The following is a 20,864-nucleotide window of genomic DNA, read 5'->3' as shown; positions in this document are numbered from 1 at the left end:
GGATGTAAAGGTAACTTTACATCCGGTTAATATCATTAAAACATCGCCAAAGCTTCTCTGTGTGCCTTGGGAGTTCCCGCAAGCACAGAGCAAGGTCGGTCGAAGCGAAGCGCGGTATTCTGAAGAGTGGTAACCACACCGCCCGCCTCGGTTATTATAAGCGAGCCTGCCGCGTAATCCCAGGGTTGAAGCTCTAATTCGAAAAACAAATTGCTTCGCTGACAAGCCACATCGCATAAGTCCAGCGCCGCGCTTCCGGTACGGCGGATGTCCATGGAGACAGTGAGAAATTTTTCAAGCATACGCATGGTTTCGGCAGTACGTTCACGGTGATAGGGAGTCGTACCGAAGGATACGATACCGTCTGCAATACCGCCGTTATGCACCGTAATGCGCTTGCCGTTGATATATGCTCCGCAACCGCGTTTGGCAGTGTACATCTGACGCGTGTAGGGATTGTACACAGCGCCGAAAATAGCTTCGGAGTGGTAACATAAAGCAATGGAAATACCGCTGTGGTCAAAGCCCTTTATAAAGTTTGTGGTGCCGTCGATGGGGTCGATTATAAAAGTGTAGCCCGATTCCAGTTTTTGTGCCGTACTTTGCGGGTCTTCACCTTCCTCGGCAATAAACTGTGCCTCGGGAAGCAATTCCTTTAATTGCTCAATAAGCAACTGCTGTACCTTTATGTCGTAGTTTGTGACATAATTGGCATCACCGGGTTTCTTTATGATTCCGCCCGTAATGTCACGTGCCGACAGTACAATTTCTCCGCATTCTTCCATTAGAGAAGTGATTTTAGAGTACATTTTTTCCTCCGTCAATCCATAACCAGTTCACCGAACTGGTCGGGGCAATGGTAATCCGGTTTTTCTCTGTTTACGGGATTCCATATGCCATAATGCTCAAAATCCGTTTCGTCACCGCATTTGTAGAAGTTTCCGCGGTATTTTGCACCCTTTTCGGTGTTGATTTTTCCGAACACCTTTTCAAGTCTTTCCAGGTCAAGACAGTATTCAAGCTGCCAGTAATCCTCTTCAACAGTGGCGGTTATTTCGGGAAGAGTGCCCCACCATTCCTTTACGGGACGGCGACCGTGGCGTCCTTCACCAACACTGCTGTTGAGAGTTCCGAGGGGGTTTGCCTCGAAGTTTATATATGTATCGCCGTTTTCGGGCTTGAAGTTGAAGAAGAATTCCATGCAGGCATCTTCGCATACATGATCCATATAGTTTTTATAGGTTGCCTTGGGGTTCTTTTCGTAGCTTCTCAGACGTACATGGAAGCCTTCTCCTGCTACAAATACTACCCATGCCTGAGTTTTTGGCTCATAGCCGTTATCCATCCACTGGAAGTTGCATATTTCGGCGGTGTTTGCCTTGGAAAAATCCTTTTTGTCCATTGATTTAATAAGATACTGTTTCATTTTATGTAGTCCTTTCGGTAATAGTTAATTTACTCTTGCTCCGCAGTGTGCGCAGAAATTGTCTCCTTTATGTATTCTGCGTCCGCATTCACCGCAATAGCCGGTTTCAAGCGGTTCGCGGCGCGTTCCGCAAAATGTGCAGAAATTGGTGGTATTGGTTTTTCCGCAGATGCACACCCATTCTTCAGCATCACATGCTTCGGTTTTATCCGACACCGCTTCTTTGGAGGGCGCAGCGATAAGTGGGCGGTTGGTGGTAACATCGTCAATACGCACGTACATATCTGTATTTTCAATGCCGTATTTAAGATTTATTTTGTAGGAAATAAGCTTTCCGCTTGTACACAGCTCGGCAGGCGACAATCCAATGGAAATAAGCTCAAGCGCATAATAGGTTATGGCTTTCAGTGCCGTTTCATTGCTTATACCGTCAGCATGAAAAAAAACTCCGCGGATGCGTGTCTGGTGAACGGATATATCAAAATTCTGCATATAATAGTCTCCAATACGTTATTTCACGTACTATTATACACCCACTTGGATGTAATTTCAAGTGGCACACGCAAATTTTACAAAGGTTTTTCAACGTAAGCATAATTCATCGAATAGAAATAAAAATATAATAATAAATTAACAAAATTGTGAACTCAATTATAATATAACGTTAAAATCGCGGTTTTTATGCAGTATATACATAAAAACCTGACCTAAAAGGGTTGCAATTTAACCGATTTTAGGATATAATAGCCAAAGTGAGTTTTTTACCCCTTTATCAGAATGATTGAATATTGTGAATGATTGGGCGCATTTTGCGTTCATGGCTTTTTGCGGAAAAAAACAAAAGCCGTCACGATTAAAAAAAGGAGTGACTTCATGCGGCAACAAAACCGCGAAAACAGGGTTACCCTCATTGGGCGTGTTAAATCCCTGATGAATAAGTTCAAAAATAAAGAGCGCTATAAAAATGCTGCGTACTACACCCTTTCATCCGAAAGCTATTCGCCCGGATTTGTAAGTCTTTTTCTGTGCTTTTGCTCTTCAGGACTTGGGGTAGGCGACAGTTTTTTCAATGCTCTTTACATGTACGTTTCCGAAAAGGACCGCCATACCTCGTCAAAGATGAAAAAGCGTTACGGCGATGTAGTCAGCCATCCCTGCGGATACAGCGAAAACAGTTGTAAAAGTACGGGTTGGGCGGTTATGCTTAAAGTACTCAATTTTATTCCCAAGCTTCATTCCTTGCCTTCGCGCTTTAAGGCGGCACGCCTTAAAAGACGCGCTGACAGCGAAAACAGCTTTATAAAATTTATCAACATCGCCGACAGTCTCAGACGCCGTGCCTGTTACATATTTCCCGCTGTAATGGCACTGGTTGTGGGTGTGTATATCTTCAATGCTACCTCCGAGCGGGTGGTGCTGAATGTTTTTTACGACGGAAAGGATATGGGTACCGTCGAAAGCAAAAAAATGATGGAAGATGTACTTCGCGCCGTGGAGGATAACCTTTCCGAGAGCACGGGTGTTGCGGTGAAGCTTTCAAATAATATCACCTATTCCGCCTCCAAAACAGCTGATCCGAATTATGTTTCGGGAACGGTGCTTTATGCCGATATTATGGCAGAGGCTAAAAAGGATTACACCACAGCTTACGGTCTTTACATCGACGGAACCTTTGTCGCTCCGCTTGAAGATAAGCAGGAGATACAGACTGTTCTCAACGAGATTACGGGCGATGGAAGTGAGATAGCCAACGGAATACAGATTTTGCGTCAGGACTATCCCCAGGATGCCATTAAAAGCAGCGATGAGCTTAAGGAAATGCTGGGCAGAGGACCTGAAAATATGGTTCTGTCCGCACAGCCTGTTCCGGGCTCGGGCAATGTGGAAACTGCTCCTGTTGTCATACGAAATATCCCCGCTCCGGTAAGTAATGATTCGGTGGACTTTTCGAATGCATATGCCATTGAAGACGAAAAGATACTGGAAATCAGCTACAAAACCGAGATATATGAAGAAAAAACGGTGGAAGAGGAATTCACCACCGTGTACGAATACAACTCTAATATGTACACAACCTCCAAATACGTAAAGCAACAGGGTAAAAACGGTACAAAACGTATTACCGAAAAGGTGGTTTACGTAAACGGCAAGGAGGAATCCCGCACTGTTGTGGGGGAAGAGGTTGTGAAGGCAACCGTTGATAAGATTATTGTAAAAGGTCTCAAGCCTGTTCCCGAAAGCGCACCTGATGATATAGAAAAACTTATGGTATGGCCTATCGACGGCAATGTTGATGAGCCTTACGGTTGGCGTCTCAGAGATCATTCCTACATGGAATATCATAACGGAATTGATATGCGTGCACCGCGCGGAACACCTATTCTTGCTGCGGCAAGCGGTGTTGTTGAAAAGGCGGGAAATTACCATAACGGTTACGGAAAAATGGTAATCATTCGTCATCCCGACGGAAAAGAGACATTTTATGCGCACATGAATGACATTTACGTTTCTGTGGGCGACATTGTGGCTCAGGGAACAATTATCGGAGAGGTAGGCTCTACGGGTGATTCCACCGGTAACCACATTCACTTTGAGGTTCGCATGGGGGACGGTACATCACGAAATCCTCTGGACTACCTTGTGCCTAAAGGAGAATAAAATAATATGAAAAGATTTATTGCATTTCTTTTGGCTGTTTTTTGCCTTGCAAGTGTGCTGGCGTTTACCGCCTGCACTAAGCAAACCATGGGCGGACATCCCGTGGGCAAGCTGGAATTCACCAACAATGCGGTTGAATATAAGTTCTACTATCCCGACACCTGGCAGACCCAGATGAACGATGGAATGGCGTGCCTGTATGTTTCGGCAAACGATCCCTCAAATGTGTCTGTTTCATCCTTTAGCCTGGGCGATTTTGCAACACTGGATGATTATATTTCGGGTCTCCCCGAAAGCTTTGCTTCCCAGTGGAACACCGTGTTCGGAGAAACCGATTTCGGAGAACCTGCCGATATAAAGGTTGGCGGATGTGATGCAAAACAGTATATATACGAAGTATCCATCGGCGGATTAGACTATAAATACATGCAGGTGTTTGTACTCAAGGACGGCATTGTCCACACAATAACCTATGCTGCACGTACTCAGCTGTTTGATACTCATTTGCAGAACGTGAACGAAATTCTTTCAAGCTTTACTTTCAAAGAATAATTTGGTAAAAATAAAAATCTGTAAAATCTCATTTTGAGATTTTACAGATTTTTTTATTATCTTCTGTTTGTCCAGCTGGACGGGAACATGGCAATGAGTATGGGGAATATTTCAAGTCTACCCAGAAGCATCGCCAGGGAGAGAATAAGCTTTGATATTGTTGAATAGCCCGCATAGCTTCCCATAGGCCCTACCATTGCAAGACCCGGACCTACGTTGTTGAAGCAGGCGATGGAAGCGGTGAAGTTTGTTTCAAAATCAAAAGGCTCGAAGGACAGCATGAGAAACACCGCGAAAATACAGATTATATAGATTGCAAAATATGTTGTTACACTGCGCTGAACCTGCTCGTCCACATCCTTGCCCTCAAAGCGTACGGCGTATACGGAACGTGGATGAATCATACGTCGGAATTCTCTGCCTATCATTCTGAAGATTATTACTATACGGGATATTTTTAGTCCGCCTGCGGTAGATCCGGCACATGCTCCTGTAATCATGAGAAGAATCAGAACGGCTTTTGAAAACGATGGCCAAAGATTAAAGTCCGCGGTGGCATAGCCCGTAGTTGTGATTATGGAAGATACCTGAAAAAAAGCATTGCGCAATGTATCGGAAAAACTGCCGTAAGTACCGTAAAGATTTGTTGTGATAAGAAGCACCGAAACTGCCACTATTCCGATATATACCCACAACTCCGTACTTTTGAGTATGGAGCGGAAGCGCTTGATGGTAGCAAGATAGTAAAGGTTGAAGTTTATGCCGAATATCAGCATGAAAGCACCTATGACCCATTGCAGATATGGAGAGTATCCTGCAATACTGTCAGCTTTTATTCCGAAACCGCCTGTGCCTGCCGTACCGAAAGCGTGAATGACACTGTCAAACAGAGGCATTCCGCCTGCCAGAAGCAACGCAATCTGTACCAGTGTAATTACTATATACATAATATACAGAATTTTAGAGGTGTCTTTCGCACGCGGCATCAATTTACCTACAATAGGCCCCGGCATTTCGGCACGCAGAATATGAATCGAGCGGTCTGAAATGCCCGAAATAAAGGCAAGAATAAATACCAGAACACCCATGCCGCCTATCCAGTGTGTAAAGCTTCGCCAGAACAGCATGCCGTGGCTCAGCCTTTCCACATCCGTCAGAATTGAAGCACCGGTGGTTGTAAATCCACTGACGGTTTCAAAAAGTGCATCGGCAAAATTGGGTATCTCACCGCTTATAAAAAAGGGGATAGCGCCGATGACTGACGCGAATACCCACGCCAGCGTTACTATAATAAAGCCCTCTTTGGCGTACATCATACTGCTGTGGTTGCGTGTTAAAAAGCAGAGTATAAGTCCTGATGAAAAAGATATTACGGCGGTTATTATAAAATAAATAAAGACTTTTTCGCGGTAAATAAGGGATACGGCCATGGGGAGCATGAGTGCCAGCGCCATAAACTCCATCAATCGCCCTACAACACTGAAAACAAGTTTTTTATTCATTTAGGCTCCTTTCAGTGCACAATGTCGCTGAGGTCGTTAAGCTGATGACCTGCTGCCATGATTATAACTCTGTCGCCCGAAAGGATAACGTCATCACCTGAGGGGATAATTGGCTTTCTTCCGCGTACAATACCTGCAATAAGGATGTTCGGCTTGAGGGTCATGTCACGAAGCGGAATATTGACGTAATCAAAATCAGGTGCGACATTGAATTCCAAAAGCTCCGCACGTCCGTCGTACAGCTTGTAAAGTGTTTCAACATTGCTTCCCATGGAGTTGTGCAGCGCACGCACATATCTCGAAAGTATGTTTCCTACGGTGGTTTTAGGGGAAACTATACACTCCAGTCCCAGCATTTCGGCAGTGGTAGCAAGCTCGGGGCGGTTAACCTTTGCGATAACCGTCGGAACATGCTGCCATACAGCAAAAAATGAACTGAGAATATTTTCTTCATCCGTTCCGGTCAGTGCCACAAAGGCGTCTACCGAGGAAATTCCCTCTTCAAGAAGCACGTCCTGTTGCATGCCGTCACCGGCTATCATTACAGCGCCGGGCAGAGCATTGGAGAATTCGGCACACCTTGCCGCATCACGCTCGATAATCTTGACGGAAATGCCTGCTGACAGAAGCATTTTGGCAAGGTAATAGGAAATTCGGCTTGCACCCAACAGCATTACGCTTGTGGGCTGCTTTTGGGGCATTCCCAGATTCTTCAGGAGCTTGAGCACCTCGCTGTGAGAGGCAGTAAGTCCTATTCTGTCGCCTACGCGGATTTCAAAATTACCGTCGGGTATATATATTTCGCTGTCACGCATAACATTGCACACCAGAAATTTCTCGGAATGTGATTTACGAAGCTGTGCCAGCGTCATGCCTGCAAACGGAGAGTCTGCTTTTACTATAAGCTCCACAATTTCCAGATTTCGCTGGGAAAAGGTGTCTACCTTTACGGCAGAGGGAAATCTGAGAACCTTGAATATTTCGTGAGCGATGGAGCGGTCGGGGTTGAGAGCGACGGTGAGGTCAAGATGCTGCTTGAAAAGCCCGAGGCTTTCGTCGTTGTACTCGGGGTTGCGTATACGCGCAATGGTATACTTCGCACCCATTTTGCGTGCCATAAAGCATCCCAGCATATTTAATTCGTCCGAGCCTGTTACCGCAACAAAAAGGTCGCATTCATCTATGCCTGCCTCCTGCATGGTGTCGGAGTCAACACCGTTTCCGCACAGACCAATAACGTCGTATGTGTTCGTAACCTCTTCCACTGCTTGCGCGGACCTATCTATCGCCACAATATCGTGGCCTTCGCCCGCCAGGCTTTCAATAATAATGGAGCCGATTTTACCGCATCCGAAGATAATTATTTTCATATTTTTTCCTTATGGTTTTATATATTGATATGGTGTGAGAGTATATTCAAGAATTGTGTAATTATTATAATACTTTTTTGGCTTTGTGTCAATAATTATTTTGAGGTGAATTGAATTGATACATTGCATAACAAAAAACAGATACTTAATGATACTTATATCCTTTTTGACGGCACTGGGCATTGCGTCATTTCTGCCGGGAAGTGAGGACTTTGAATTATACGATAATGTTATACGAATACACGTTGTGGCTAATTCCGACAGCGACTATGACCAGGATTTAAAGCTTAAGGTCCGGGACGAGATTATAGCAGTCAGCAATATTTTACTTAAAGACTGTACCGATATACAGAGTGCCCGTGAGATAATACGTAATAATATACCGATTATACTTGAAACTGCCCGTAATGCACAAAAAGAATACGGTGTAAGTATTGATTTCGATAAGGAATATTATCCCGCAAGAAATTACGGCAGTGTACACCTTCCTGCGGGAAAATATCATTCGCTGAGAGTGAATCTGGGCAAGGCGGAGGGTAAGAACTGGTGGTGCATAATATACCCGACCTATTGTCTGAAGCCGTCGGTTGAAAAGCAAAAAATAACTGTCATGGACACCGAAGCGCCCATGACGTATAAGGTTAAATTCAAAATTATGGATATTGTGGGTAAAATCGCAAAATGCCTTACTTCATATTGAAGTATATCAGCAGTACCGAAATATCCGCAGGTGATATGCCCGAAATACGTGAAGCCTGACCGATGCTTTCGGGCTTAATCTTGTTAAGCTTCTGAGCCGCTTCCAGACGTATTCCCTTTATGGCGGAATAGTCGAAATTTTCGGGCAGTCGCTTTTGCTCCAGCTTTTTGAAGGACTCAATTTCAAGATATTGCTTTTTGATGTAGCCTGCATATTTCAGCTCTATCTGAGCGCGTCGGAATACCTGTTCGCTGTCCTTGCCGTAGTCGGGACGCGTGACATCCGCAGGAGCAAGAATACTGTAATCAAGCTCGGGGCGCCGTAAAAGCTCGGCAAGCTTCATACCTGTTGATATTTCACAGGAGCCCGCCTCGGCAAGTATTCTGTTCACCGTGTCTGAGGGGGGTATGACCGCTTTTTCTGCACGGGCTATTTCGCTGTCAATGGCATCAAACAGTGCGGTTTTGTCCGCAATGTATTTTTCACCCAGCAGTCCTGCCTTCATGCCGTACCCCATAAGACGTCTGTCGGCGTTATCCTGACGGAGCACAAGACGGTATTCACAGCGTGAGGTCATAATGCGGTAAGGCTCATTTGTGCCCTTTGTTACAAGGTCGTCAATAAGTGTGCCGATGTAAGAGGAATCGCGGGTGAGTATCATGGGCTCGCCACCTTTAAGCTTAAGTGCCGCATTGATGCCCGCCACAAGTCCCTGTGCGGCGGCTTCCTCGTAGCCCGATGTGCCGTTGAACTGACCTGCCCCGTAAAGCCCCGGGACATTTTTGAATTCCAGTGTGGGCTTAAGCTGGGTAGGGTCGATACAGTCGTATTCGATGGCGTAAGCTGTACGCATTATAAGTGCATTTTCAAGACCTTTTATGGAGTGAAGAAGGTCACGCTGTACGTCCTCGGGCAGAGAAGAGCTAAGCCCCTGGACGTATATTTCGGCTGTATCCTCACCCATTGGCTCTAAAAACAGCTGATGGCGCTCCTTGTCGGAAAATCTCACTACTTTATCCTCAATACTGGGACAGTATCGCGGTCCTACACCGCGTATATTGCCCGAATAAAGAGGCGAGCGGTGGAGGTTTTCCTTTATTATTCTGTGAGTTTCGGCATTCGTGTAAGCAATATAGCACTTTTTCTGATTTCGCGAGGTGAATTCTTCCCGGTCGGTGTAATAGGAAAAGCTGTATGGATTTTCGTCTCCGCACTGTTCTTCAAGCACCGAGTAATCAATTGTGTCGCGGTGTATGCGTGCGGGAGTGCCCGTTTTGAAGCGAAGAATATCTATGCCCAGCGCTTTAAGGCTGTCGGTGAGATAGTTTGCGGGATGCATGTTGTCGGGGCCTGACGAAAAAGACACATCTCCCACAATTACACGTCCGCACAGATATGTTCCCGCACAGATTATGACAGCTTTCGCATTGAAAACCGCACCGTAACGTGTGGTGACGTCAAATCCGTTTTCTGTTTTGGAGATGGCTGTTACCTCGGCTTGAATGAGCGAAAGGTTTTGTGTGTTTTCGATGGTTTTTTTCATCAAAATCTGATAGCGTCTGCGGTCTGCCTGCATACGCAGTGAATGCACCGCCACGCCCTTTCCCAGATTGAGCATGCGGCTTTGCAGACAAACCTCATCTGCCGTGCGTCCCATCTGACCGCCCAGGGCATCTATTTCGTAAACAAGATGTCCCTTTCCCGTTCCGCCGATGGAAGGGTTGCAGGGCATGTTTCCCACTGCGTCCAGATTGAGCGTGAAAAGTATGGTTTTAAGCCCCATTCTCGCCGCGGCAAGAGAAGCTTCGATACCGGCATGCCCTCCGCCCACAACGGCTATATCGCAATTAAGTTCCATAAATTACTCCGTAATCGGTAAATTTTATAACGTCTATTTTCCCACGCAGAAGCGTGAAAAAATGCTGTCTACTATTTCACGGCTGACGCTTCTGCCATCCAGCTCGCCAAGCTCTGCAAGCGCACTTTCAAGTAGCATTCCGCACATATCCTTCATGCCGTTTTTAAGATTGTCAAGAGCATCCGCAACCTTTTCGCGGGTCTTGCAGATGTCGGCATACTGACGGGCATTGGTTATAAGACCGCCGTCGGAGGGGTTGATGCGCTGACTGTCATAAAGCAGGGTTATTTTTTCGTAAAGCTCATTCAGACCGTCGCTGCTTTTGGCACTGATACACACATTGTCAAATGGAATGTCCGGCACCGAAAATGTATCGGTGTCATTTTTGTTTATAACGGCAATAACCTGCTTGCTTGAGTTTTTGAGTGAATCAATAATGTATAGGTCGTCCTCACTCAGTGGCTTTGAACCGTCGAAAACCGCCAGTATAAGCTCACTCTTTTCCATAAGCTCCAAGGACAGCCCCACACCGATTTTTTCCACCGCGTCGTCAGTATTGTCACGTATTCCTGCAGTGTCGTGCAGATTGAGAAGTATGTTTCCCACGTTTACACGAATATCGATAACATCGCGTGTAGTACCGGGAATATCGGTGACAATGGCTCTGCTTTCACCTGCAAGTGCGTTGAACAATGAGGACTTTCCTGCATTGGGTTTTCCCACAATTGCAGTATCCACACCGCCCGTAACGGCTTTTCCCGTTTTGTAAGAGGCCTTGAGAATATCCGTCAGTCGGAGAATTTCGGTTACTTCTTTTTCAAGCTGACAGTCGTCCATATCCTCAAGGTCCTCCTCGGGGTAGTCGATGGAGGCATAGAGAGTGGATACCACGCGCACCAGATTGTCGTGTATTTCATCCAGCTTTTTGCTGAGCTTTCCCGAAAGCTGGCTGTGAGAAAGAAGCGCCGCCGCCTCACTGCCTGCATCAAGAAGCTCCGCAACGGCTTCCGCTTGCGTAAGAGTAAGTTTACCGTTCAAAAAGGCGCGTTTGGTAAATTCGCCCGCCTGTGCCATGACGGCGCCTGAGCACAGCGCCGCCTCCAGCACCATTGCAGTTATCTGTACACCGCCGTGGCAGGATATTTCCACCATGTCCTCACCTGTAAATGAATTGGGTGAGGAAAAGCGTGTAAGTACGCCGTGATCGATAACAACGCCGTCCTTTATTACACCGCCGTACACCGCATGACGGGAGGGAAAATCCATAACGGACTGTCTGTAATTCGGCTTGAAGCATCTGTCAGCCACACCGAAAGCATCCTCGCCCGAAATGCGTATAACGGCTACACCGCCCTTTCCGTAGGGGGTGGATATTGCGGCGACGGTACTCATGAATTGAGAAGTATATCCTGAGAGCTGCTGATGAAGTCGTTCATTTCCTCAACTGTCAGCGAGCGCTGGGATATTACGGCAAGCATGTATATCTGCTTTGCTATTTTAGCCGCCTTTTCCTTGCCGTCGGCAGAGGCAATCATGCTCTCAACTTTCTTTATAAGCGAGCTTGCCATGTTGATGACAAGCTTTTCATCGGTTGGCATGGGAGGCATGCCGATGTCGTTTCTGGAATACATCTTCATCATATCCGCAAAACGTCTTTGCTGTTCTGAAAGCAGAATTACCGCAGGGATATTTTCATCCTTGAGCATTTCGCACTTGACTTCCATATCCTTTTTATCAAGAGCTTCTTTGAAGAAATCCTTCAGAATTTCGTTTTCGGTAACGTCGTTTTCGCTCTTGAGAGCGTCGTCCATGTCGGAGTCAACACGCACGAACTTCATTTCCGCTTCCTTTTCCAGGAAAGAAATAAACTGCTGGTCTATCATGGCATTGAGCATAACAACGGTAATGTCCTGACTCTTGAGAAGCTCGATATATCTGTTCTGCTGAACAGCGTCGGTAGCATAATAGATTTTGTCTTTGATTTTGCCTTCGGCATACTCCGCACGTGTAACATATTTGCCATCGGTGGTCTTGAAAAGGATAATGTCCTTTACGCGGTCGAAGAATTTTTTGTCACGCATACAGCCGTATTCAATAAAGGGCTTTATGTCATCCCAGAAGCTTTCATAGTTCTCGCGCTCCGTGTTGAACAGGGAGTTTAGCTTGTCGGCAATTTTCTTTATGATGTGAGCGGATATTTTGGAGACATATCCGTTATTCTGCAGGTAGCTTCTGGAAACGTTGAGAGGCAACTCGGGACAGTCCAGAACACCCTTGAGCATCATGAGATACTCGGGAATTACTTCCTTTATATTGTCCGCAACGAATACCTGGTTATAGTAAAGCTTTATCTGCCCCTCTAAGTTTTCATACTCGTGCATAAGACGGGGGAAGTAGATTATACCCTTGAAGTTGAGGGGATAATCTGCGTTTATGTGCACCTGGAACAGCGGTTCGCGGTAGTCATTGAACAGCTTTTTGTAAAAATCCTTGTAGTCCTCATCCTTGCATTCCGAGGGAGATTTTTGCCAAAGAGGTTGTGTGTCGTTGATGGGGGAGAGGGGCTTTTCGGTTCCGTCCTCGTTCTTTTCGGGCTCTTTGCCAACCTCTGTGAAATAGATTTCAATGGGCATAAAGGAGCAGTATTTGTCCAGAATGGAGCGCAATTTTGCAGTGTCGAGAAAATCCTTTTCGTCGTCATTTACATGCAGGATAACCTCTGTACCGCGTTCGGCCTTATCGCCTTCTCCCATGCTGAACTCACCTGCTTCGTTGCAGGTCCAGAATGCCGCTTTTTCGGATTCCACAAAGGATTTTGTCTTTATATCCACAGTGTCGGCCACCATGAAAGCGGAATAAAAGCCCAGACCGAAGTGACCGATGATGCCGGACTCGTTCTTTTCGTCGTCATATTTCTGTATGAATTCAAGTGCGCCCGAAAGAGCTATCTGGTTGATGTACTTTTTGATTTCATCCGAGGACATACCGATACCGTTGTCCTTAACGGTAAGGGTTTTGTTATCTTTGTCGATGATAACATCTATGCGAGGGGAAGCACCGTCGTCTGTTGCCTCATTGAGAGAAACCAGTCTGCGGTATTTTGTAATTGCGTCACTGGCATTGGAAACCAGCTCACGCAGAAAAATTTCCTTGTCGGAATAAAGCCATCTTTTGATTATGGGAAATATATGTTCGGTTTGTACCGAAATTCCGCCTTTTTCAAATTTGTTGTCCATTTCAAGCTTCCTTTCTGTTCAAAAGATATAGTAATATAATAATAGCATTAATACTATATTATACCAACTATTCTTGAACATTTTATTAATGTTTATTATGAAAAACTTAAATCGAACGAATTTTTAAATCATCCCAGCATTACATCCAGTACCATCATCACCGTAAAACCGCTTACTATGCCCATAGTGGCAAAATACGGGTGCGCTTTGCGGTTTTTCTGACACTCGGGAATCAATTCATGAACTGCCACCAATATCATGGCACCTGCCGCAAAGGAAAGAGCAAAAGGCAGAATTGCCTGCATGTGCACCACAAGAAGAGCACCCGTAACACCCGCGAATGGCTCCACCATACCGGATGCCTGCCCCATGAAGAAACATTTGCGCCGCGAGTAGCCCTCTCTGCGTAACGGGAGCGAAACCGCCGCACCCTCCGGAAAGTTCTGAAGCCCTATGCCTACCGCAACGCTTATTGCACCCATTAGCTCTTCTGTTGTGTATGTACCGCTTTGCAAAGCACCGAATGCCACACCCACCGCAAGACCTTCCGGAATGTTATGTAAAGTTATGGAAAGAATGAGCATTACTATGCGGTTGAACCCCTCCGAGGGCTGCGCATTTGCTCGCTTGGCGGCGAAGGTGACGGTTTTGTCGGAAATCCACATAAATACCGCACCGCACACAAATCCCGATGCCGCCACAAGATAGGGCGGGATTTCTCCCGACCTGCGTGCAAGCTCAATGGCGGGCTGTAACAGTGACCAGAAGGATGCGGCTATCATTACACCGGAAGCAAAGCCCAGCATTAAATTCATAAGCCCGTAACGCGGTTTTTTGCAGAAAATAACGGTTGCCGCGCCCAGCGCTGTAACAAACCATGTCCCGCAGGTTGCCACAAGTGCTGTTAAAACAATATTGTTCATTATTATATATAACCTCCTTAGTCAACATTATATGCCGTATTCGGTGCGCTGTGCGGCACACCGTCTGCGAACGTCTGTACGACCGCCATATATTTTAATGTATGGTAGTATACATAAACTGGTATATTGACTTTTTTAAAAAATTGTGTATAATGTAGATACCAAATTATACTCTTAAGGAGGAGAATATGAAAAAGTTATTTTTGATGTTGGCAATCGTTTTGGTTGCTTTCACCATGACCGCTTTTGCAGACGACGGAATTGTCTGGGATATGACTACCGCAGACAATGCCATGTGGTCTACCGGCGGTTGCTATGCCGTTACCGACGGCGGAGCATATCTTCTGCAGTCCACCAACAATGACATGCAGATTAAGACCACACTCGCAGACAAGGAATTTGCCGCTGCTGAATATCCGTACTTTGGTATGAAGTACAAGGCAAAGGCAACCAAGCCCCAGATGGCTCTCTTCTGGACAAATACTACATACCCCGGATTTACCGATAAGGCTGACGCTTTGTTCGACCTTATAATCGATGAAACCTGGGCAATTACCGTTGTTGACCTTCGTGAGGTCGAAAAGTATGACGGAAGCTGGGCAGAAAATATCACCTCTCTCCGTTTAGACCCGATCAACGGAAGCGATACGGATACTACTGTTATTATTTCCCGTATGGGCTTCTTTAAGAGTGAAGCTGATGCAACCGCATACCTTGAAAAGGGTGCTAACGCAGAGCCGGTAAAAGAAGAAATTGTTGTGCCGGATATCGGTAATGTTGACCTTGCAAATGTCAAGGCAATTACATTTGATATGACAAACTCTACCACACAGGCTATGTGGACTACCAACGGTGGTAAGAGCTCCGTCGGCGAAGAAGGTACATTTTTCATTCAGTCCACCTCCGGTGACGTACGTATCAATACCACCATTGCAGAGCCCTTCAGCGCCGCTGAATATCCTTTCTTCGGTATGAAGGCAAGGATAAAGGCTGACAGCAATCAGGCAGCTATTTTCTGGACCAATGAAACATTCCCCAAGTTTACCTCGGATGCCGATGCACTTTTCGGTGTTGCCAATAAAGACGGCGAATGGGGAATTACCATCATCGACCTGCGCGAAAAAGAAAAATATGCTGATACCTGGGCAGGCACCATTAACAGCATACGTCTTGACCCCATCAACGCAAGTAACGAAAATACTACTATAGAAATTTCACGCATGGGCTTCTTTAAAACCGCTGAAGAAGCACAGGCGTGGCTCGAAGAAGGTGTAGGCGTGCCCGAAGATTCGCTCAAAAATGCTAAAGATGTTGATGCTTACTGGAACTTTGCAAATGAAGAAGACCGCCAAGCGTGGTTTGTAAGCGGAGGCGCTTCCCACCTCGAAGCAGGCATGTACTTTGTTCAGGCTACCAGTACTGACGTCATGATGACCGTTAAGACCGGCGACAAAAAGTTCCATGCTATGAAGTATCCTTACTTCGCTCTTAAGTACAGATCTGTTGCAAAGAATCAGGGCGCGGCTTTGTTCTGGACCAACAGCGAATATCCCGATTTTACCTCCAAGGCGGACTTCCTGTTCTCTACCATAAACGACGGCAAGTGGCATGATGTTGTTCTTGATGCCCGTATTATTGAAAAGACTGAGGGAGCATGGAACGGCCTTATTGAAACTATGCGTTTTGACCCCGTTAACCCCAGTACTACCGAGTGCGGTATGTACATCGCGGCTATCGGCTTCTTTGAAAGCGAACAGGCGGCAAGAGATTACCTTGCTTCCGTTCAGGTTGCCGCAGACTATGACAGCATGAGCACCTTCCGTGAAAAATCACAGGTATCTTATGTACCCGGCGGAACTCTTTCCGAAGGCTACGTCAAAGAAGACTACCTTGTAAAAGATTCTACTGCAACCGGTAATGTTGTAATGTACAAGGATGCAGACGGAACCGAGAAGATAGTTACTCTTTCGGATGTAAACGGCAAGGGCTTTATCACCTTCTCTCCCAATCATGCTGCAGAATACTACCTGGGTACCAGCGGCAAGGAATATGTAGATACTCCCAACCACTGGGCAAAGGATTATATCGATTACACCTCCGCGCGCAAGCTGTTCGGCGGAACCAGTGAAACAGAATTCAGCCCCGATGACTCCATGACCCGTGGTATGTTCGTAACCGTACTCGGCAGACTTTGCGGAGCTGACGGCACCACAACAGGTATGTACTACGACCCCTACATCAAGTGGTCCATCGAAAAGGGCTATGCAGATGTAACCGACGCGGCGGCATTCCGTCCCGAGGACTCCATCACCCGTCTTGAGATGGCTAAGTTCATCAACAACTATCTCAATGATTGCGATTACAGCATGATTAAGAACACCTACCCCGCATTTGCAGATACCGCGGCTCTTACCGATGCTGAAAAGGCGGCTGTTGAAAATGCACGTGCATATGGTATTATAAACGGTAAGCCCGGCAATACCTTTGACCCTGCCGGACTTCTCACCAGAGGCGAAACCGCAACTGTTATGACACGTCTCATCAAGGCTATGCTGGGTGTTAACATCAGCACTGCTTACTCTCCCGATTACTTCAAGCGCGACCGTATTAAGGTTGGTACAAAGGCTAACTTCGACCCCAATCAGGTTGATGACGAATATCTGAGATATGTTGCAGAGCTGGGTCTTGACTGGTTGGTTGTAACTCCCTCCAACTCAAGCGGTGATGTACGTAACAAGATACTCAACTTCGCAGATGCAAACGGTATCGAAGTTTACCTTGATGATAAGGCTATTCTCAGCGACTACTCCAGCGACGCGGAATACTACCTCCACCCCAGCTACACCGGTACATATGTTGAAGACGAGCCCGGCACAGACAGAATGCCTGCTCTTGCTGAAATCGCGAACGGTTACCTTGAAAAGACCGGACGTCATCCCCATGTAAACCTGCTTCCTATGTACGCAAATGCAGCTCAGCTCAAGATGGGCGCAGGTGCGGCAGCTATCGAATATTTCGACGGCGACCCCGACCTTTACTACAAGCATGTAGCTACCTGGGCAAGCCTTTCCGATGCAAAGATAATGTCTGTTGATATTTATCCTCTCAACTCCGATAAGAACAAGCCCACATATGTTGAGTATATTGAAAGCATCAACATCTTCGCACGTGCGGCACGTGACTACAATAAGGACTTTGTGGCATACATCCAGGCAGTAGGCTGGAATGCTTCCAAGCGTGAGCCTTCCGAAGCAGATTTCCGTTGGCAGGTATATTCCATGCTGTCCTTCGGTTGTAAGGGCTTTGTATACTGGCATTATTGGGTAGACGGTATGGGCTACAAGGAATACGGTATGGTTAACAGAGACGGTACTCCCACTCATATCTACTATGCCGCACAGCCTACCATCATGGAAGTTAAGAAGCTTTCCGATGTTTACTGCCAGTACAAGAATCTGGGCGCATTCAACCTCAACTGCACCGAAAAGACTCCTTATCTGGAAATGTCCGGCGCAATTGAATTCCCCGCAATCAACGTTCAGTCCACAAGTCCTCTGCTTGTAGGCTGCTTCGAAAAGAAGGATGGCACAAACGGCAAGGCATTTACCGTTGTTAACATGAACGATCCTACCTGGAACAAAACCGCTGACTTCACCTTCACTCTTAACGGTTACACCACCGCAACCGCTTATGTTAAGGGCGAGCCTGTTGCACTTACCGCAACTGACGGTGTGTTCAGCATGACTCTCGAAAACGGTCAGGGCGTATTTGTAACAATAGAATAAAAATCAAAAAAGGAGCATCCGCAAGGATGCTCCTTACAGTGTGTCGATAAACCTATCGACACACTGTAAGACTTTCGAAAAGACAGGGATATTTTGCCGATTTAAGCCTGTCGGCGTACAAAGGTACGATAAGGCTTGAAGCGGCAAAAAGCGAAAAACAGCAGGTGATATTCGATGTATCACCTGCTGTTAATTTGTTCTTTGATTTATTTTCGTCTTTTTTAAATATATTTTTCCGTCGCGGTATCACGACTTTCTCGACAGTCTGAAAGGAGCATCCGCAAGGATGCTCCTTAGTTTTTTTAAAGCTGTTTGATGTATTTATTCATATGCGAAAGGTCATAAAATCCGCACATTTGCGAGATTTCGCTTTTGGTGTGCCGGTTTTCGGCAATCAGCTCGTATGCCTTTGCACTTCTGCAGTCAATAACATATTTCATGGGCGATACATTCAGATATTCTCTGAAAAGGCGGTTGAGTGTGGCTTTGGAAAGATTGGAATTTCTTGAAATGTTCTCAAGTGACAAATCTCTGTCCAGATTGTTTTTGATATATTCGGTTACGCTTATAATACGCTCAAAGCCCTCACCATGGCAGTTCTGACCTGTTATTTTTTTGCGCATAACATCGCATAATCCGCAGATAAAAGCGAGTGAAAGGACATTTTGATACACATAACTTTCCTCTTTTTCTGCCGCAAGGATTGCGGAAAGCTGGAGTTTTACTACATTCAGTTCGTCGTATGTCAGTGTAAGGTTGCATTTTTTGGAGGAAACTGAGCGCACTGTCGGCTCAACATCAAACAAAATACCGAATTCGCGCATACTTGTCAGCTCCTCTTTATAGTGCTTTATAAAATCGGATTTTATAAGTATGTGGTATATGTCTATTTTCTTGTCACTGTAATACCCGTGGGAGGTGCCGGGCGGTATAATGAAAACATCCCCTGCCTTTGCTTCAACATAGGTTTCATTTATATAATGCCTGCCGGTGCCGCCCGCGATTATATTCATTTCATAGAACTGATGGGAATGCATTCTGAAATCATAGTTTTTGTGCAGATAGGTGTTGATATAATGAAATCCGCCGCCTTTGAAGCAGTCCTCGTCATACCAGTAATGCTTTCCTTTCTGCACCTCGGGTTTTTCGGGATACGTATCAATCAGCTCCTCGTGATTCGATTTTACCTATTTTAGCCTTGATTATACTATTATTATATCAGAATTTGTGATATAATGCAAGTGCAAAACCTAAATACGGAGGTAAAAATAATGATAAAATTGAACAGACAGAAATATCTTGACAAGCTTCATGCCTGCTGGTTGGGAAAAAATATCGGCGGAACTTTGGGTGCGCCCTACGAGGGAAAGAGAACATTTCAGAATATCACCGATTTTGCCACACCAAAAGGACAGAATTACCCCAATGACGATTTGGATCTGCAGCTTGTATGGCTTGCCGCAATCGAAGATGTAACTCCTGCTTATTTCAGCACAAAAACACTTGCAGAATACTGGATGGACTGGATTCCTCCCCACTGCAATGAATACGGCATTGCCAAAAGCAATCTCCGTATCGGACTTTTGCCTCCTATGAGCGGTGAGATAGACAACGACAAATGGAAGACCTCTAACGGAGCGTGGATACGCAGTGAAATCTGGGCTTCTCTGTGTCCCGGTGTTGTGGATACGGCTGTAAAATATGCTGTTATGGATGCTATGGTGGACCACGGTCTCAACGAGGGTACATATGCGGAAATATTTACCGCTACAATAGAAAGTGCCGCTTATGTGGAAAGCAATATAAGAAAGCTTATAGAATACGGACTCAAAAAGATACCCGAGGATTGCAGAGTTGCTCAGACCGTTCGTCTGGTTATGGAATGCTACGATAAAGGCATTGAGTACAGCCAGACAAGAGAAAAGGTTGTTGAATTCAACAAGGATCTGGGCTGGTTCCAGGCACCCGGAAATCTGGGCTTTGTTGCCATAGGTCTTCTGTACGGCGAGGGCGATTTCAGAAACTCCGTTCTTTATGCGATTAACTGCGGCGATGATAGCGACTGCACAGGTGCAACCGTCGGTTCCATAATGGGAATAGTTGGAGGAACTCAATCCATTCCCGAGGAGTGGAAAGAGTTTGTGGGTGACAATATTGTCACAGCATTTATCAACGGAATGTACAGTCACAGAATCGCAAAAACCTGTACAAATCTTAAGGACAGAGTTGCGGCGCTTGTGCCCGCGGTAATGAGAGCCAACAGAGTTTCCTTCGGCTTTATAGACGGTGTTGACGAAGTGTCTGACGAGGATTTTGAGGCAAATAACCGCCTTCACAGCTCGGACTTCCTTAATCGTTCGCCTTATTCCTACGATATAACCGACAACCGTCCCTTTGATGTTATGGTTGAATTGGATAAGACGCCCAGAGTAACCCCCGGTGAAGAAAGAAAGGTTAAGCTTACTTTCACCTGCCGTGACACGGTATATGAATCCAGAAAGCTTCAACTGCGCCTTATTCTGCCCGAAACCTGGGAAGCAGGCTACTGTCAGAAGACCCTTGCGCTGGACTACATACAGCGCGGCCACGGTATTTATGGAAAGGCATCCGTTGAATTTACGGTACGTGCAGGCGAAAGAATCGATGTTACCAACCGCGTGTACGTTGAGGTAACCTCGCTCACGCTTCCATATCCCGTTATGATACCTGTAATTTTTATTGGCTGAGATACATAAATATAAATAATGATTGGTTTTGGCAGGCTGATGATTTTCATCAGCCTGTTTTTTTGAAAATGTGAATAGCTACTATACATTTTGAAGTATGCTCACTGTGAATAATATAGTATATTGAC

The 20,864-nt window shown here is 45.8% G+C and carries 15 protein-coding genes; 5 read left to right on the top strand and 10 right to left on the bottom strand.

Annotated elements, in window-relative coordinates; translation table 11 throughout:
• Positions 1 to 35: 35 nt before the first annotated feature.
• The 3 genes from E7588_05715 to E7588_05705 are packed head-to-tail and all read right to left on the bottom strand — an operon-like array spanning position 36 to position 1,918.
• Positions 36 to 809, bottom strand: coding sequence for an inositol monophosphatase (locus tag E7588_05715; GenBank protein ID MBE6688757.1), 774 nt, complete (start codon positions 807 to 809; stop codon positions 36 to 38).
• A gap of 11 nt (positions 810 to 820) precedes the next feature.
• A complete protein-coding gene (locus E7588_05710; GenBank protein ID MBE6688756.1) occupies positions 821 to 1,426 on the bottom strand; it encodes a hypothetical protein in 606 nt (201 codons plus the stop codon).
• A 24-nt stretch (positions 1,427 to 1,450) separates the two neighbouring features.
• Positions 1,451 to 1,918: a hypothetical protein gene (locus tag E7588_05705; GenBank protein MBE6688755.1), complete on the bottom strand. Its 468-nt coding sequence runs from the start codon at positions 1,916 to 1,918 to the stop codon at positions 1,451 to 1,453.
• A 381-nt stretch (positions 1,919 to 2,299) separates the two neighbouring features.
• Between E7588_05705 and E7588_05700 the strand changes: the two genes are divergently transcribed.
• Both E7588_05700 and E7588_05695 read left to right on the top strand, forming a co-directional pair.
• Positions 2,300 to 4,084, top strand: a complete 1,785-nt coding sequence (locus E7588_05700; protein MBE6688754.1) for a hypothetical protein — start codon at positions 2,300 to 2,302, stop codon at positions 4,082 to 4,084.
• 6 nt (positions 4,085 to 4,090) lie between these two features.
• Entirely contained in the window at positions 4,091 to 4,636 is a 546-nt protein-coding gene (locus E7588_05695) for a hypothetical protein (GenBank protein ID MBE6688753.1), read from the top strand.
• Between the two features lie 56 nt (positions 4,637 to 4,692).
• On the opposite strand, the gene E7588_05690 is transcribed toward E7588_05695, so the two are convergent.
• Both E7588_05690 and trkA read right to left on the bottom strand, forming a co-directional pair.
• Positions 4,693 to 6,138 (bottom strand): TrkH family potassium uptake protein, encoded by a 1,446-nt coding sequence (locus E7588_05690; GenBank protein ID MBE6688752.1) that lies wholly within the window; start codon positions 6,136 to 6,138, stop codon positions 4,693 to 4,695.
• An 11-nt stretch (positions 6,139 to 6,149) separates the two neighbouring features.
• Positions 6,150 to 7,508 carry a Trk system potassium transporter TrkA gene (gene trkA, locus E7588_05685; protein ID MBE6688751.1) on the bottom strand — a complete coding sequence of 453 codons (1,359 nt, stop codon included), beginning with the start codon at positions 7,506 to 7,508 and terminating at the stop codon, positions 6,150 to 6,152.
• 148 nt (positions 7,509 to 7,656) lie between these two features.
• On the opposite strand from trkA, the gene E7588_05680 reads away from it, so the two are divergent.
• Positions 7,657 to 8,208 carry a hypothetical protein gene (locus E7588_05680; GenBank protein MBE6688750.1) on the top strand — a complete coding sequence of 184 codons (552 nt, stop codon included), beginning with the start codon at positions 7,657 to 7,659 and terminating at the stop codon, positions 8,206 to 8,208.
• Here E7588_05680 and mnmG read toward each other — a convergent pair.
• The 4 genes from mnmG to E7588_05660 form a co-directional block, all read right to left on the bottom strand.
• A complete protein-coding gene (mnmG, locus tag E7588_05675) occupies positions 8,195 to 10,066 on the bottom strand; it encodes a tRNA uridine-5-carboxymethylaminomethyl(34) synthesis enzyme MnmG (protein MBE6688749.1) in 1,872 nt (623 codons plus the stop codon). The genes E7588_05680 and mnmG overlap by 14 nt on opposite strands.
• 33 nt (positions 10,067 to 10,099) lie before the next feature.
• Positions 10,100 to 11,458: a tRNA uridine-5-carboxymethylaminomethyl(34) synthesis GTPase MnmE gene (gene mnmE, locus E7588_05670; GenBank protein ID MBE6688748.1), complete on the bottom strand. Its 1,359-nt coding sequence runs from the start codon at positions 11,456 to 11,458 to the stop codon at positions 10,100 to 10,102.
• Positions 11,455 to 13,302, bottom strand: a complete 1,848-nt coding sequence (gene htpG, locus E7588_05665; GenBank protein MBE6688747.1) for a molecular chaperone HtpG — start codon at positions 13,300 to 13,302, stop codon at positions 11,455 to 11,457. The genes mnmE and htpG overlap by 4 nt, the downstream gene beginning before the upstream one ends.
• Positions 13,303 to 13,430: 128 nt before the next feature.
• Positions 13,431 to 14,225, bottom strand: coding sequence for a ZIP family metal transporter (locus E7588_05660; GenBank protein MBE6688746.1), 795 nt, complete (start codon positions 14,223 to 14,225; stop codon positions 13,431 to 13,433).
• 188 nt (positions 14,226 to 14,413) lie between these two features.
• On the opposite strand from E7588_05660, the gene E7588_05655 reads away from it, so the two are divergent.
• Positions 14,414 to 18,010 (top strand): S-layer homology domain-containing protein, encoded by a 3,597-nt coding sequence (locus tag E7588_05655; GenBank protein MBE6688745.1) that lies wholly within the window; start codon positions 14,414 to 14,416, stop codon positions 18,008 to 18,010.
• Positions 18,011 to 18,312: 302 nt separating this feature from the next.
• On the opposite strand, the gene E7588_05650 is transcribed toward E7588_05655, so the two are convergent.
• Positions 18,313 to 19,146 carry an AraC family transcriptional regulator gene (locus E7588_05650; protein ID MBE6688744.1) on the bottom strand — a complete coding sequence of 278 codons (834 nt, stop codon included), beginning with the start codon at positions 19,144 to 19,146 and terminating at the stop codon, positions 18,313 to 18,315.
• A 99-nt stretch (positions 19,147 to 19,245) separates the two neighbouring features.
• Between E7588_05650 and E7588_05645 the strand changes: the two genes are divergently transcribed.
• The gene (locus E7588_05645; protein ID MBE6688743.1) at positions 19,246 to 20,736 is read left to right on the top strand and encodes an ADP-ribosylglycohydrolase family protein; all 1,491 of its coding nucleotides are present in this window, start codon (positions 19,246 to 19,248) and stop codon (positions 20,734 to 20,736) included.
• Positions 20,737 to 20,864: the final 128 nt, after the last annotated feature.

The sequence above is a fragment of the Oscillospiraceae bacterium genome (genome assembly GCA_015065085.1).
In the GTDB taxonomy this organism is placed as follows: domain Bacteria; phylum Bacillota; class Clostridia; order Oscillospirales; family SIG627; genus SIG627.
The sequence above is the reverse complement of the archived record's forward strand: the minus strand, read 5'-3'. Positions and strand labels throughout refer to the sequence as shown.